The 14,877-nt window shown below is 44.1% G+C and carries 14 protein-coding genes and 4 tRNA genes; 10 read left to right on the forward strand and 8 right to left on the reverse strand.

Annotation, left to right across the window (positions count from 1 at the left end; genetic code table 11):
- Window positions 1–11: 11 nt before the first annotated feature.
- From ACFPIK_RS11075 to ACFPIK_RS11085, 3 genes are read left to right on the forward strand one after another with little or no spacing between them, the layout of a single operon-like run.
- Window positions 12–1,064: a sugar phosphate isomerase/epimerase family protein gene (locus ACFPIK_RS11075; protein ID WP_377915209.1), complete on the forward strand. Its 1,053-nt coding sequence runs from the start codon at window positions 12–14 to the stop codon at window positions 1,062–1,064.
- 20 nt (window positions 1,065–1,084) lie between these two features.
- The gene (locus ACFPIK_RS11080) at window positions 1,085–1,510 is read left to right on the forward strand and encodes a c-type cytochrome (RefSeq protein WP_377915211.1); all 426 of its coding nucleotides are present in this window, start codon (window positions 1,085–1,087) and stop codon (window positions 1,508–1,510) included.
- A 3-nt stretch (window positions 1,511–1,513) separates the two neighbouring features.
- A complete protein-coding gene (locus ACFPIK_RS11085; RefSeq protein ID WP_377915213.1) occupies window positions 1,514–2,254 on the forward strand; it encodes a 3-keto-disaccharide hydrolase in 741 nt (246 codons plus the stop codon).
- A 36-nt stretch (window positions 2,255–2,290) separates the two neighbouring features.
- Here ACFPIK_RS11085 and ACFPIK_RS11090 read toward each other — a convergent pair whose 3' ends face one another.
- Window positions 2,291–2,875, reverse strand: a complete 585-nt coding sequence (locus ACFPIK_RS11090) for an SH3 domain-containing protein (protein WP_377915214.1) — start codon at window positions 2,873–2,875, stop codon at window positions 2,291–2,293.
- A 228-nt stretch (window positions 2,876–3,103) separates the two neighbouring features.
- Between ACFPIK_RS11090 and ACFPIK_RS11095 the strand changes: the two genes are divergently transcribed.
- The 6 genes from ACFPIK_RS11095 (at window position 3,104) to ACFPIK_RS11120 (ending at window position 6,870) form a co-directional block, all read left to right on the forward strand.
- Window positions 3,104–3,176 (forward strand) — tRNA-Lys (locus tag ACFPIK_RS11095).
- Between the two features lie 256 nt (window positions 3,177–3,432).
- A tRNA-Pro gene (locus ACFPIK_RS11100) sits at window positions 3,433–3,506 on the forward strand.
- A 26-nt stretch (window positions 3,507–3,532) separates the two neighbouring features.
- A tRNA-Arg gene (locus ACFPIK_RS11105) sits at window positions 3,533–3,606 on the forward strand.
- 146 nt (window positions 3,607–3,752) lie between these two features.
- A tRNA-Lys gene (locus ACFPIK_RS11110) sits at window positions 3,753–3,825 on the forward strand.
- 59 nt (window positions 3,826–3,884) lie between these two features.
- A complete protein-coding gene (locus ACFPIK_RS11115; RefSeq protein WP_377915216.1) occupies window positions 3,885–4,136 on the forward strand; it encodes a GIY-YIG nuclease family protein in 252 nt (83 codons plus the stop codon).
- Between the two features lie 169 nt (window positions 4,137–4,305).
- Window positions 4,306–6,870, forward strand: a complete 2,565-nt coding sequence (locus ACFPIK_RS11120) for a M1 family metallopeptidase (RefSeq protein ID WP_377915218.1) — start codon at window positions 4,306–4,308, stop codon at window positions 6,868–6,870.
- Window positions 6,871–6,882: 12 nt separating this feature from the next.
- On the opposite strand, the gene ACFPIK_RS11125 is transcribed toward ACFPIK_RS11120, so the two are convergent.
- Entirely contained in the window at window positions 6,883–7,506 is a 624-nt protein-coding gene (locus ACFPIK_RS11125) for an LON peptidase substrate-binding domain-containing protein (protein WP_377915220.1), read from the reverse strand.
- A 97-nt stretch (window positions 7,507–7,603) separates the two neighbouring features.
- The gene (gene gap / locus ACFPIK_RS11130; protein WP_377915222.1) at window positions 7,604–8,608 is read right to left on the reverse strand and encodes a type I glyceraldehyde-3-phosphate dehydrogenase; all 1,005 of its coding nucleotides are present in this window, start codon (window positions 8,606–8,608) and stop codon (window positions 7,604–7,606) included.
- Between the two features lie 255 nt (window positions 8,609–8,863).
- On the opposite strand from gap, the gene ACFPIK_RS11135 reads away from it, so the two are divergent.
- Window positions 8,864–9,736 carry a S1 family peptidase gene (locus tag ACFPIK_RS11135; protein ID WP_377915224.1) on the forward strand — a complete coding sequence of 291 codons (873 nt, stop codon included), beginning with the start codon at window positions 8,864–8,866 and terminating at the stop codon, window positions 9,734–9,736.
- 84 nt (window positions 9,737–9,820) lie between these two features.
- Here ACFPIK_RS11135 and ACFPIK_RS11140 read toward each other — a convergent pair whose 3' ends face one another.
- The 5 genes from ACFPIK_RS11140 to ACFPIK_RS11160 all read right to left on the reverse strand — a co-directional run bounded on the left by ACFPIK_RS11140 (window position 9,821) and on the right by ACFPIK_RS11160 (window position 14,746).
- The gene (locus ACFPIK_RS11140; RefSeq protein WP_377915226.1) at window positions 9,821–12,049 is read right to left on the reverse strand and encodes an NADP-dependent isocitrate dehydrogenase; all 2,229 of its coding nucleotides are present in this window, start codon (window positions 12,047–12,049) and stop codon (window positions 9,821–9,823) included.
- Window positions 12,050–12,226: 177 nt separating this feature from the next.
- Window positions 12,227–13,024 (reverse strand): amidohydrolase, encoded by a 798-nt coding sequence (locus tag ACFPIK_RS11145; protein ID WP_377915514.1) that lies wholly within the window; start codon window positions 13,022–13,024, stop codon window positions 12,227–12,229.
- Window positions 13,024–13,578 (reverse strand): peptide deformylase, encoded by a 555-nt coding sequence (def, locus tag ACFPIK_RS11150; RefSeq protein WP_377915228.1) that lies wholly within the window; start codon window positions 13,576–13,578, stop codon window positions 13,024–13,026. The genes ACFPIK_RS11145 and def overlap by 1 nt, the downstream gene beginning before the upstream one ends.
- Window positions 13,575–13,988, reverse strand: coding sequence for a Holliday junction resolvase RuvX (ruvX, locus tag ACFPIK_RS11155; RefSeq protein WP_377915230.1), 414 nt, complete (start codon window positions 13,986–13,988; stop codon window positions 13,575–13,577). Before ruvX ends, def begins: the two co-directional genes overlap by 4 nt.
- Window positions 13,988–14,746: a hemerythrin HHE cation-binding protein gene (locus tag ACFPIK_RS11160; protein ID WP_377915232.1), complete on the reverse strand. Its 759-nt coding sequence runs from the start codon at window positions 14,744–14,746 to the stop codon at window positions 13,988–13,990. The genes ruvX and ACFPIK_RS11160 overlap by 1 nt, the downstream gene beginning before the upstream one ends.
- Between the last annotated feature and the right edge of the window lie 131 nt (window positions 14,747–14,877).

Consider the following 14,877-nt stretch of genomic DNA (forward strand, 5'->3'; position numbering starts at 1 on the left):
CCGAAACCAACATGAAAACGATCAAAGGACCTGCGGTTTTCTTGGCACAGTTTGCCGATGATAAAGCTCCTTTCAACAACCTGAAAAACATCAGTCAGTACATGGCTGACTTAGGCTATAAAGCAGTTCAGATCCCTTCTTGGGATGGACGAATGATTGACCTACAAAAAGCAGCGGAAAGCAAAACCTATGCAGACGAGATCAAAGGAATCGTAGTAGAGGCAGGAATGGAGATTTCCGAACTTTCCACCCACCTTCAGGGTCAATTGGTAGCCGTGCATCCTGCTTACAATGAATTGTTTGACGGATTTGCACCGGCAAATCTGAAAGGCGACCTCAAAGGCAAGTCTGAATGGGCTACTCAGCAATTAAAATATGCTGCAAAAGCTTCTGCTAATTTGGGATTGAATGCGCACGCGACCTTCTCGGGAGCTTTGATGTGGCATACGGTCTACCCTTGGCCACAGCGTCCTGCAGGATTGGTAGAGACAGGATTTACCGAATTGGGCAAAAGATGGAAGCCAATCTTGGATGCTTTTGACGAGGTGGGTGTGGACGTTTGTTATGAACTTCACCCGGGAGAAGACTTACACGATGGGATCACCTTCGAAATGTTTTTGGATAAAGTAGGCGGTCACAAACGTGCCAATATTCTATATGATCCAAGCCATTTTGTGCTCCAGTGTTTGGACTACCTTCAGTTCATTGATTTCTACCATGAGCGCATCAAGATGTTCCATGTGAAGGATGCCGAATTTAATCCTACCGGTAAACAAGGTGTCTATGGTGGTTTCCAAGGCTGGGTAGAAAGAGCGGGACGATTCAGATCTTTGGGAGATGGACAGGTTGACTTTGCAGGAATATTCAGCAAACTTTCGCAGTATAATTACAGCGGTTGGGCAGTACTGGAGTGGGAATGCGCCATCAAGCATCCTGAGCAAGGTGCTGCAGAAGGAGCTCCATTCATCGCTTCTCATATTATCAGAGTAACAGAAAAAGCCTTTGATGATTTCGCAGGAACAGGTGCGGATGAGGCATTTAACAGAAAAGTATTAGGCATTTAAGTACCCAAAACAAATAAACAATGAAAATTACAAAACCATTAAACCTAGCCCTTCTTGCTGTGGCTGGATTGACATTTGCCTGTGGAGGCGGAGAAAAAACAGCGGAAACTGCAACAACTGAAACTGCCACTGCCGCCGCTCCTGCACAGGAAGTCAGCCTTGAGGACAAGTACAAAGATGATCCGATCTACATCAAAGGATTAGAGAAAGTAAAAGGATCTGACTGTACTTCCTGCCACATGGTGGAGCGTAAAATCGTAGGTCCATCCTATGCAGACGTCGCTGCCAAGTATGAATCAACCGAAGAAAACATCACCATGCTCGCACAAAAAGTAATCGCTGGCGGTGTAGGAGTATGGGGCGAAGTTCCAATGCCTGCTCATCCTGGATTGAGCGAGGAAGATGCAAAAGACATGGTTCTCTACGTATTGTTACTGAAGAAATAAAAAATGATAAAAAATCAATTTGCACTTTGGGCAGCTGCAGGTCTCCTTGCAGCCTGCTCCGGGCCAAAAACAGAAGAAGCCGCCAATTCAGACTCGTTAGCGGTTGTAGCCCCTGCAGAAGAATGGATTCCACTCTTTGATGGCCAAACCTTCAATGGCTGGTCCAAATATGGCGGTGGTGAGGTAGGAAAGGCTTGGAAAATCGAAAACGGAGAATTGTATCTGGATGCTGCCAACAAGGCAGGATGGCAGACCGGAGATGGTGGAGACATTGTTACAAATGAGGAATTTGAAAATTTCCACTTTAAGTACGAGTGGAAAATCGCTCCGAATGGCAATAGTGGTGTGATCTTCTTAGTCCATGAATCTCCAGAATATCAATATCCTTGGCAGACAGGCCCTGAGATGCAGGTATTGGACAATGCTGGCCACCCGGACGCAAAAATTATCAGCCATAGAGCCGGTGATTTGTATGATCTCATAGTAAGCAGTGAAGAAACTGTGAAACCTGCCGGAGAATGGAATCAAGCTGAAATCGTGATCAATCAAGGTAAGCTCGACTTCTTTCTAAATGGAGTAAATATTGTTTCAACCCAGCTATTTACTCCCGAGTGGGAAGCCTTGATCGCGAAAAGTAAATTCAAGGATATGCCTGGATTTGGAAAGTATAAGAAAGGTAAAATATCCCTTCAAGATCATGGCGACGTGGTTCACTACCGAAATCTGGTGATCAAAAAACTATAACTGAAAAGAGGCTCAAAAAATTGAGCCTCTTTTTTTTTATAACCTAGTGACGTCTTCTTTTTTGATGTAAGCCACGTTTTCTTTCCATTCTATTTCGTACCAAATATCTTTTGAGGATCGGATTTTCACCCTGTGGCCAGGTTCCACCAAGTCAATTGGCTCGCCTCCTGCTGTAGGTTTTGTCCGAATCAGAGAAGGGCTGGAAGTGACCAAGGCAGTGGTAGGTCCTTTCAGGAAATTATTGGTCAAAAAGATCACGGTGATCAATAAAACAGAAGGCCAATAAAATCGGGCTTCGGTAAGTTTATTTCCTTTAGACCAAAGGAAGATTAAAGACATCACCAAAAAAAGGGTTAGAGCACCTACAATGATCTCCCTGTATTCCACCAAAAAGAGAACAAACCTCATTCCATCACTCACTTCATATCCTATCAATTCTTTCTGACCCGTGAGCGTTTTGATCTTGGTGATAGTCTGCTGATTGGGACTGAGATCATAATACTTACTCAGATATAGAGTAGCATTTTCACTGTCTCCAATACCCTCAGAAATAAAGGCCATCTTTAACAGCATGGAAGGCGAATACACCCCCAATTGGTAGTTGACCTTATAAATTTCCATGGCTTCTTTATAGCTCCTTTGATTAAACAAGGAATCCGCTACCAAAAGTTGAGGCACATTAGCTTGACAATGAACACCTTGTAAAAGCAGAATAAAAAATATAGAAAGTTTTACAAGAAAGATTGATTTGATGCCTTGCATTTAGAATTCAGAGTCATAAATTTGCAGTCCAATTACGGCAATGATCTGGCAAAAAGCAAGCTCAGAGAGCCAATTTGGAAGATTTAAGATTCCGTAGCTCAGCTGGTAGAGCAATACACTTTTAATGTATGGGTCCTGGGTTCGAATCCCAGCGGGATCACGAGTTTAACTTGAAAGGAGTTAAAATTTAAAGTTTCGGGGTGTAGCGTAGCCCGGTATCTCGTCGCGATAGGAATCGGGAAGGTCTCAGGTTCGAATCCCTCAAATAGCAAATGGCTGTTTGAAAAAAATAAAAGAAAAAAGTTTCGGGGTGTAGCGTAGCCCGGTATCGCGTCCCGATAGGAATCGGGAAGGTCTCAGGTTCGAATCCCTCAAATAGCAAATGGCTGTTTGAAAAAAATAAAAGAAAAAAGTTTCGGGGTGTAGCGTAGCCCGGTATCGCGCCACATTTGGGATGTGGAGGTCGTAGGTTCGAATCCTGCCACCCCGACTTAATTTGACTAGCAGTAGTCACCAGGTCCGCTAGCTCAGCTGGATAGAGCAACTGCCTTCTAAGCAGTAGGTCTTAGGTTCGAATCCTAAGCGGATCACTTTAGAAGCGGAATCACGTTCCGCTTTTATTTTGTTTTTTCCGATTCCGTAGCTCAGCTGGTAGAGCATCCCGATTTTATCGGGAGGGTGCTGGTTTCGAGTTTCGCAGGAAAAGCAAAAGAGCTTTGCACAATTAAAAAAATCAGATTCCGTAGCTCAGCTGGTAGAGCAATACACTTTTAATGTATGGGTCCTGGGTTCGAATCCCAGCGGGATCACTAAAGCAGACTAGAAATGGTCTGCTTTTCTTATTTTTAGGCAATTCAATTTTTTACCTATGGCTTGGGTCTATATTTTGTATTCGCGAAAAATCGACAAGTATTATGTAGGTGCCTGTAAGGACTTGGATCGCCGACTTTACGAACATAATCTTGGCCACTCCAAATTTACCTCCACAGGAGTTCCTTGGGAGTTAGTTTACAAGGAAGAGTTTCAGGATTTAATTTTGGCCAAGCGGCATGAATTGAAAATCAAAAAGATGAAGTCCAGACCGTACATAGAAGGACTCATCCGAAAAGGAAGTTTGTAGCCCAGCCGGTAGAGCATCCCGATTTTAATCGGGAGGGTCCTGGGTTCGAATCCCAGCGGGATCACTAAAGCAGACTAGAAATGGTCTGCTTTTTTGTTTTTAGCCTATTTGGACTCTTTTATTCTGGAAATCCACTTGTGATTCCTATTGCTTTTCACAATGTTTCGGGATGAAACAGATTTTCACTCTCCTTCTCATTGTAATCCAATTTTCAGTTAATGGTCAAAACCTCTATACGGGGCGCCTATATGATCCAGGGATTTCAAAGGAGCTTGCCGAACTGAGAATTAGCCAACTAGCTGCAATCCATTATTCCCTAGATTTTCAACTACCGGAAAAGAAAGTCGACCCCATTCAAGCTCGATTAATATTGGAGTTATCAATTCAGAGATTGGATCATCCGCTGATTTTGGATTTCAATGATACCTCCGAAAAAATCAAAAAGGTGGTAACAAATGGAGCGGTCATATCCATAACCCATGAAAATGAACATTTGATTATTCCCGCCTCCTATTTGAAAAACGGGGAAAACAGGATAGAAATAGAGTTTGTTGCGGGTGATTTATCGCTGAATCGAAACGATGATTTTTTATATACGCTCTTGGTGCCCGACCGTGCCAGAACGCTTTTTCCGTGCTTTGACCAGCCCGATCTTAAGGCCCACTACACCTTGAGCATCACCGCACCAAAGGAATGGGAAGTGTTGGCAGGAGGGAGATTAAACCAAAAAGTAGACTTTGGAAATTTCATCAAACACGAATTTGAAAAATCGGATCTGATGAGCACTTACCTCTTTTCCTTTGTCGCAGGCAAATTTGAGAAGGTCGGTAATTCGGAAGGCTTTCCCATGACGATGATTTATCGGGAGACAAATGAAGAAAAGAAAAAAGCCAGCATCCCCGCAATTTTCAACCTGCACCAGCAATCACTTGACTTCCTGGAAAACTACACTGCCTACAAATTTCCTTTTCAAAAATTGGATTTTGCTACGATTCCTATCTTTCAATACGGAGGAATGGAGCACGTGGGCGCCATCCAATATCGGGAAGGAGCGCTCTTTCTGGATCCAAACGCCACAGACAGCGAGTTGCTGAGCCGTGCCAAGCTGATAGGACACGAGACGGCACACATGTGGTTTGGTGATTTGGTGACGATGAAATGGTTCAATGACGTGTGGATGAAGGAAGTCTTTGCCGGCTTTATGGGCGGTAAAATCGCCAATCCAGCCTTTCCCAACATCAATCATGACCTGCTTTTCCTGACTTCTCATTATCCCTCAGCTTATGCAGAAGATCGTTCCAAGGGCACGCATCCCATCCGACAAAACCTAGATAATCTCAAAAATGCAGGCTCCCTTTATGGAAGCATCATCTATGACAAGGCCCCGATCATGATGCGCCAATTGGAGCAGACTATGGGTGAAGAGGCTTTCAAAAAAGGAATCCAAACCTATATCTCCTCTTTTGCTAACAGCAATGCCGACTGGAATGATCTGATCACCATCTTAGATAAAGAATCTGAGCTCGATTTAGCTGAATGGAGTGAAGTCTGGGTCCACCAATCTAGCAGACCAATTTTTTCTGCGGAGTTGGAAGTAGACACCAATGGAACCATTACTTCTCTGATTGTTTCCCAAAAAGCGGAAGATGGAAGTGAAAAAGTCTGGCCACAGATTTTTAACATCACCTTGATCTATGAAGATAGAATGGAAACTATTCCTGTGACCATTTTTGAAAAACACCTAGAACTCATCCGGGCAAGAGGAAAGAAAAAACCTCTTTACATCCTTTACAATAGCAATGGTCTGGGCTATGGGGTCTTCCCCTTTCAAAAGGAATCACTTTCCCAAATCCCAAACCTAGAAAATGAGGTCATGCGAGCCCATGCCTACCTCAATCAGTTTGAAAACCTGCTGATTGGAAATGTGCCTCCAAGAGAGGCTTTTGCTGTGCTTCGCAAAGGCATCCAAGCCGAGCAAAATGAGATCATTGCCCAGCTAATCTCCAATCAGTTGGGGCAGATTTTCTGGAAATTTCTTAGGGAAAAAGACCGATCGGATCTGCTTCCTGAATTGGAATCGGACTTATGGAATCTCCTGCAAACCGACCGAACTCCAAATTTGAAAAGGACACTTTTCAATCTATACAGCGGATTGGCTTACAACGATCGCGGCTTGGAACGACTTCATGGGATTTGGTCCAAAAAAGAATCCATCTCAAAATTGCTCCTGAGTCCCGATAATTACACTTCATTGGCGATGAATTTGGCGCTTTTTGGACATGAAGAGGCCGAGAATATTTTGGATGAGGAAAGATCCCGAATCACGAATGCCGACCGATTGGCCAGATTTGATTTTCTAAGGCCAGCCCTTTCGAGAGACTTAGCCACCCGTGAGGCCCTTTTCCTTTCTTTTAAAAATGAAACCAATCGTGAAAAAGAAGCTTGGGTGCTCAGTGCATGTGGCTATCTGCATCATCCGTTGAGACAAGAGGAAATACGCAAACATTTAGGTGTAGCCTTGGATTTGGTCCCTGAAATCCAGAGAACCGGTGATATCTTCTTCCCAAAAGGCTGGCTAGTCAATACCATCGGCCAATACACTTCCAAGGAAGCTTGGGATTTGGTGAATCAGTTTCTGAAAGAAAACCCCAACTTGAATCCTGCTTTGAAGAATAAAGTCCTACAGGCAACAGATCTATTGGAAAGAGCACAGCGGCTGTCAGGAGGGGATTAAACCGAGTAAAGATCAAAAATTCAATGGATCCAAATGCTTGAAGTGACCGTTCTGCTTGATTTTCTCCTTGGCCTGTTCGATGGCTTTCATGACGGGAATCATCCGCTTGAAATGTTGAACCAAAAACTGGCTTCGGGCTTCCTCTGATTCGATCTTTAAGAGCTCAAGTTCTTCCTCGAGTTTGAGACCAACTTTATGGGCGAAAGTGAAGGAATTGACCAGTTTGGGATCATATTCAGCCTTGAAATCCAGTAGGTAAAGTACTTCTTTGAGGTAAAAAAGAAACTCATGGTGGAGTGCTGCACTGATTCGGAGGTCGTTTTTTAGGTATTCTATCTCTCCTCCAGCATACAATTTTCCCGGCATGGGATTGTCAAAGGTCTGGATTTGAAAAGCAGAAAGACATCGGGTTTTGATGTCTAATCTTCCGTCCTCGTAGCGCTTGTAGATTTTTTCCAATCTTACCTCTGTGCCATAACCGGTGAGTTGATTGATGTAGGTACAAATTCCAAAAGTTGCTCCATCCTGCTCAGCATCGGCAAGGAGCTGTCGATAGCGAGGTTCAAAAATATGCAGATTTAGCTCTTCTCCCGGGAAGGCTACTAGTTTCAAAGGAAAAAACGGGAGATAGATCATGCGCTTTTTGTGAGGTAAACAGGAGAAACTCCCATTTAGTTATTTTCTTTTTTAAAACCGCAAAAAGAAAGCCCCGAATCTCTCCGGGGCCTCTTTCTTATTTTTTAGCAATGTAAGTCAACAAGTCAACTACTTTGTTTGAGTAGCCCCACTCGTTGTCATACCAAGAAACTACTTTCACGAAAGTATCAGAAAGCTGAATTCCTGCCTCTGCGTCAAAGATGGAAGTTCTAGCATCACCGATGAAGTCATTGGAAACTACTGCATCTTCGGTATATCCAAGCACACCTTTCATGGTAGTCTCAGCAGCTTCCTTCATTTTGGCGCAGATCTCAGCATATTTTGCTGGCTTCTTTAATCTTACGGTCAAGTCAACCACAGATACGTCTGGAGTAGGTACTCGGAACGCCATACCGGTCAATTTGCCATTCAATTCAGGGATTACTTTTCCTACCGCCTTTGCAGCACCGGTAGAAGAAGGAATGATGTTTTGTCCTGCACCACGTCCGCCTCTCCAGTCTTTGGCGGAAGGTCCGTCTACAGTTTTCTGAGTAGCAGTAGTTGCGTGCACTGTTGTCATCAAGCCTTCTTCGATACCCCAGTTGTCATTCAATACTTTGGCAATTGGAGCCAAGCAGTTGGTAGTACAAGAAGCGTTGGATACGAAGTTCATGTCAGAAGTATAGGTGTGCTCATTTACACCCATTACGAACATCGGCGTGTCGTCTTTAGAAGGTGCAGACATGATTACTTTCTTTGCACCTGCATCCAAGTGACCTTGTGCTGTGTCTTTGCTCAAGAAGATACCGGTAGACTCGATCACATAGTCAGCACCTACTTCACCCCACTTAAGGTTTGCAGGGCTTTTCTCAGCTGTCACACGGATCGCATTTCCGTTTACAACTAAGTGGCCATCTTTCACTTCTACGGAACCTTTGAATTGTCCGTGGGTGGAGTCATATTTAAGCATATAGGCCATGTAGTCTACATCGATCAAGTCGTTGATCGCTACTACTTGGATGTCTTCTCTTTCTACAGCCACTCGGAAAGCCAAGCGACCAATTCTTCCGAATCCGTTGATTCCTACTTTAATCTTGCTCATAAGTTGTTATTATTTTGAGTATAGGTTTGATTTCCTAATGCGTTTTTGAAGGCCTCTTTTGGCCAAAATTTCCCGTAAGGCAGGCTAAGTTATTACAAATAAATGGTCTGCCCAAACATCCGTGGGCCTTGTAAGTTGCAATGCCCATGGATTTGAAATTCAAACGATTTCGGATTTGAAAATTTTTCTTTTAGAGAAAAGGCAGTTTAAAATTCCCCCTTTTGCCTATTTTCAAAATTCACTTTCCTTTTTCCCATGTTTGTCAAAGCCATTCAAGAAGTAGCCGGATTCACCCGCGCGATTCACTCCATTTCCAGAAACTTTGGAAGTCAAAAAGCAGAACGGGGAGCTGCTACCCTATTTTTTGTCAATGAAGAAGGTTGGGCACTCACCTGCAAGCATGTGGCTCAATGGATTGCCCAGGCGGATTCGATTAATAAGGTTTTTCACCAGTACCTCTCGGAAAGTCAGAATCTGTCTGCTCAACTATCCAAAACAGTGGCAAAAAAGCTGGGCTTGGATGAAAGCAAGACTGCTGAGATGCGAATCACTTTTGTGGATTGCGTAGATAAAATCCAAAATATCCGATTTGTCCACCATCCCGAATACGACCTTGCCTTGGTCAAAATCGAAGGATTTGAAAAACTTGGAGTCACCAACTTTCCCAAGTTTTTAAAAGATGATCAGGCAGTTCAGCCCGGTCAAATGCTCTGCCGATTGGGTTTTCCTTTTCCTGAGTTTAGCAACTTCCAGCTCAACCAAGAGAAAAACCAATTGGAATGGATTCAAGGTGGACAGGCAAGGTCTCCACGATTTCCTTTGGAAGGGATGGTCACTCGGTTTTTGGGAGATAAAAATGGAAAAATCCACGGAATTGAAATGAGTACTCCAGGGCTACGAGGCCAAAGTGGAGGGCCCATGTTTGATGGTGAAGGAACGATCATTGGGATGCAAAGCCGTACCAAACATTTGCATTTAGGATTTGATATTGAGGAAAAGGAAATCGTCGCTCATGGGAAACTGAAAAAAGTGAATGACTATGCATTTATCCATCTTGGGGAGTGTGTACATGTGTCGGTGATAAAAGAGTTTATGACCCAACAAGGAGTAAAATTTCAACTCGCCTAAAGCTTTACGCTAAACTTTTCCAAAGTTTGAATCTTTGGAAAAGTTGGAATAAAAAAGCCAGGATTTAAACCCGGCTTTTGCTTTTTATACCAATTGAGCTAGTATCTCATTAAAGGTTGGACTTGGTCTCATCGCGATAGATGTTTTTGCCTCATCCGGTCTGTAGTAACCTCCGATATCTACTGGTTTACCTTGAGAACCGTTGTATTCGGCCACAATTTTAGCTTCGTTTTCTGCCATCGCTTTGGCAATCGGAGCAAACTTGGCCGCCAAAGCAGCATCCTTGGTTTGCTTAGCCATTTCCTGCGCCCAATACATAGCCAAATAGAAATGTCCTCCACGGTTATCCAATTTGCCGACTACTCTAGCCGGAGATTTGTCTTCCTCCAGCCATCTTCCGGTAGCTTTATCCAAGGTTTCTCCCAAGAGAATTGCCGTAGGATTGTCAAAGGTCTGACCCAAATGCTCCAAGGAAACAGCCAAGGCCAAAAACTCACCCAAAGAATCCCAACGCAAGTGGCCTTCTTCTGTGAATTGCTCCACATGCTTAGGCGCTGAACCACCTGCGCCAGTTTCGAACAATCCACCACCGTTCATCAAGGGTACGATGGAAAGCATCTTTGCTGAAGTACCTACTTCAAGAATCGGGAACAAATCCGTGAGGTAATCGCGCAGCACGTTTCCGGTTACAGAGATGGTATCTTTTCCTTCCTTGATTCTTTCGCAAGAAAGAAGCGTGGCCTCCACGGGAGACATCACGTGGATTTCAAGACCAGTAGTATCGTGATTAGGTAAATATTTCTCGACTTTTTTGATCAGTTCGGCATCGTGCGCTCTGTTTTTGTCCAACCAGAAGACAGCAGGAGTATTGGACAGACGGGCACGTGTCACCGCCAATTTCACCCAATCCTGGATCGGTGCATCTTTGGTCTGACACATTCTCCAGATATCACCTGCTTCCACTTCATGGGAAATCAGCACTGTTCCATCCGCATCTACCACGTTGACTGTGCCTACAAAAGGAATCTCGAAAGTCTTGTCATGCGAACCGTATTCCTCTGCCTTTTGAGCCATCAAACCTACGTTTGGCACAGAGCCCATAGTAGCTGGATTGAAGGCGCCATTTTTCTTACAGAAATCAATTACCGCTTGGTATACACCCGCATAGCTCCTGTCTGGAATCACTGCTTTGGTATCTTGCGACTTCCCGGCTTTGTTCCACATTTGACCTGAAGTACGGATCATCGCAGGCATGGAAGCATCGATGATTACATCACTTGGCACGTGTAGGTTGGTGATTCCTTTGTCAGAGTTCACCATAGCCAAGTCAGGGCTATCGGCATAGCAGGCATCGATATCAGCCAGAATTTCAGCCTTCTTGTCCGCAGGAAGCTTTTCCAAATTGGCCAAAAGGTCACCAAAACCGTTATTTACATCTACTCCGATTGATTCAAACGTAGCGGCATGCTTTGCAAACACCGGTTCGAAAAACACTTTTACCGCATGACCAAAGATGATCGGGTCAGAGACCTTCATCATGGTGGCTTTCATATGTAGGGAGAAAAGTACTCCCTGGGCTTTGGCATCCTCTTTCGCTTTTTTCAAGAACGCCTTCAGCTGAGAAATGCTCAAAGTAGAAGCATCAATTACTTCACCTTCTTGCAATTTCAAACCTGACTTGAGTACTTCTTTTTTGCCGTCTTTTCCAACAAGTTCGATTGAAACCGTGGTTGCAGCAGGCATGGTCATGGATTTTTCACTTCCATAGAAGTCGCCACCAGTCATGCTGTCCACGTGGGATTTAGAATCAGCCGACCATTTACCCATCGAGTGCGGGTGCTGCTTGGCATAGTTCTTCACCGCCAATGGGGCTCTTCTGTCAGAGTTACCCTCACGAAGCACTGGGTTCACCGCAGAACCTTTGATTTTGTCGTATTTCGCTTTAATGGATTTTTCTTCTTCTGTTTTTGGCTCCTCCGGATAATCAGGAAGGGTATAACCTTGCGCCTGAAGTTCCTTGATCCCAGCCTTCAACTGAGGAACAGAAGCAGAAATATTTGGAAGCTTCACGATGTTGGCTTCTGGTGTCGTGGCGATTAGTCCCAACTCAGCTAGGTCATCATTGATTTGCTGCTCAGGTTTCAAAAACTCAGGGAAATTTGCAATGATTCGTCCGGAAAGTGAAATGTCACGGGTTTCTACTTGGATGCCGGCAGAGTTGGTAAAAGCTTGGACGATTGGCAAAAGGGAATAGGTCGCCAATGCAGGTGCCTCATCAGTCAGCGTGTAGAGAATTTTGGGAGATTTACTCATGATGTGAATAGGATGCTTAGGTGAATGGTTCTGTTTTGCTTTTGAAAAGGTGGCCAGAATAGGTTTGCCAGCAGAGGAAAAGTAAAACAGGGTCGAAATTTTCGGCCCTAAAATACGAAAATTAGCACGGTTTCAAACTCCGTTTACGGAATCGAAACCGATAGTGAAAGGCGGTTTTTAGAGGATTTGAAAGGAATCCGCATCTCTCCAAGCGGGGAATTTCGATCGGTAGATTTCCAGGTTTTCAGCTGTAAGGGTGAGTATTACGATCGACTCAGTTTCTCCCAAATTCGTGATCTTCTCTCCTTTGAAATCAAAAGCTGCAGAATGCCCATTGTAAGCAATGTCGTTTCCATCTATTCCAACTCGATTGACTCCGATAGAGTAAGCCAGATTTTCAATGGCACGGGCTGGCAAAAGTGCATCCCAAACTGAAATCCTTGCTGCAGGCCAAGAGGCCACATAAAAAAGAACATCGTAGCCAGCGATACCGTCTTCCCAGCCATTTCGGGACCACACAGGAAACCGAAGATCGTAACAGATCTGAGGGCAAAGATTCCATCCTTTCAACGTAAATATGGGAAGCTTTTTGCCCATAGCATAGGTCTCGTGCTCGTTGGCCATGCGGAACAGATGGCGCTTATCGTAGTGCTCGGTGTATCCGTCCGGATTTACCCAAAGGAGTCGATTAAAGAATTTTCCTCCCTCTGTCAAAATCGCACTTCCCGTAACCACAGCGCCTGTTTGAGCGGCAAGCTGTTTCATCCATTTGTGAATGTGAAGATTCATCGGTTCAGCGAGCTTTTGAGCTTCCATGCTGAATCCTGTAGGAAACATTTCCGGCAAAATGATCAAGTCACATTGACCTTGGATACCCCAGATTTTCTCTTCCAACATAGCGAGATTGGCTGTTTTATCTTGCCAATGCAGGTCCGTCTGAACCAGTGCGATGCGGAGTTCCGGGCTTTTATTCATCATTTCAGCGGGTAGATCATCCGATAATCAGCAGGTACTTTTCCTTTGCTGATGTCGATGAGTTTGGATTGGATGAGGCGTTTCTTGAGACCCTTTAGGTAATCTACAAACAAGATTCCCTCCAGGTGATCGTACTCATGTTGGATGACGCGCGCAGTCATTCCTGAAAACTCTTCTTCTTTCAAATTCCAGTTTTCATCATAGTACTCAATGGTCAATTTTTCAGGACGGATGATTTCCGCACGTACATCAGGAATGCTGAGACAGCCTTCTTCAAAGCCGAAATTATCCCCGTATTCATCCAAAATTATCGGATTGATAAATGCTCTTCGGATTCCCTTTTCCTCATCGTCTTCATCGAGCATAAGCGAGCTGTCGATGACAAAAAGGCGAATTCCCTGATTGATCTGCGGTGCCGCAAGACCCACGCCATTGGCATGGTCCATCGTAGCGTACATGTCTTTGATCAATTGAGAAATATCAGAGCCTTCGGCAATGTCTTCTGCCTCTTTCTTCAAAATTGGATTGCCGTAAGCGACTATCGGGTAAATCATTGTCTTTCTAAATAGGATTGTAGAATAATGGCAGCGGAAACCTTATCCAGATTCCCAGCCTTTTCTTTTCTGTCTTTTTTCTTGCTGCCCATGGCAATCATGGTTTGCATGGCCATCTTGGATGTGAATCGCTCGTCGATCAAGACGATTTTTTTATTGGGAAATGTTTTTTCCAAGTCCTCTTTCAACTTCAGGACTTTGGGCGTCATCTCATTGTCTTGGCCATTGAGTCGCGTGGGATGACCAAGCACTAAGGCTTCCACTTCTTCTTTGGCGCAGTATGCTTGGAGATAGGTAAGCAATTTATCCGTCTCGATGGTCTCCAATGGATTCGCTGTAATCTTCAGCGGATCGGTAACAGCGAGCCCAGTTCGTTTGGTTCCCAAATCGATCGCAAGTACCCTAGCCATCAGTTGGTCTGAATTTGTTTGCGTATCCTTCTTAGGGCCTCTTTTTCTAGCTCCACAGCTTTGGGAAAGAGTAGTTCGTCTTCGATTTTGGCATGAATGGAAAGTTCTTTCTCAAAGTTTTGAAGCTCATGGTAGAGCACTTTCATCGTGAGCGGAGCATCTTCTGCCAAAAAATAGTCCTTGGTCAACCTTCTGATCCCTTCCATCTCGTCATCGTGGATTTCGTGTTGATCCGCCAAATGGTGGACAGGGTCTTTTTCCAAAATGGTCAAGGCATCACGTGTACTAAACTCCCCTTCCTCTATATCTTGGAGCAACTCTATCCGCTTAAATAGTCGGCTTTCTTCCTCATGGATATGGTGTATAAAGTCCTCGACAAATAGGGGGAACATGATCCTCAAGTCTGCCATCAACTGTTCGTAACCGACATCTGGTTTAATCCCTGAAATGAGGTTGGATAAAAAAGGAAGTTCCTGTCGGACGAAGTAGTAATGCTTCTTTTTGAGGTAGGCGACTAAAAGCTCAATAGGATTGAGGTACAAATCCTCTAAAGAAGGATCTTTTTCTTTCGCCCAGCTTTCGAGTTGGGCGATTAGCTGACGTGGATTGACTTTATGTTTGAGGCAAACTTTCTCCAGTGAGTCAGTCGGATATTGGTAAAAGCTGATTCCGAAATAATGCAGAACGGCAGCGAAAACATAGTTTTCAGAAACTAAATCACCTACCGAAGCCTTTTCAAAATCCCGATTGAATTGCATTGGACAAAAATAATTTTTTTTGAATGAAAAGCGGGGAATAAATCTGACCTTTATCTGACAAGCCCGTATAATGAATCGTTAATTTTATCTAAAATCAATTTTAAGGATCAATCTTTTTACTGTAGTTTGAG

It is taken from the genome of Algoriphagus aquatilis, from assembly GCF_042657405.1.
Taxonomy (GTDB): domain Bacteria; phylum Bacteroidota; class Bacteroidia; order Cytophagales; family Cyclobacteriaceae; genus Algoriphagus; species Algoriphagus aquatilis.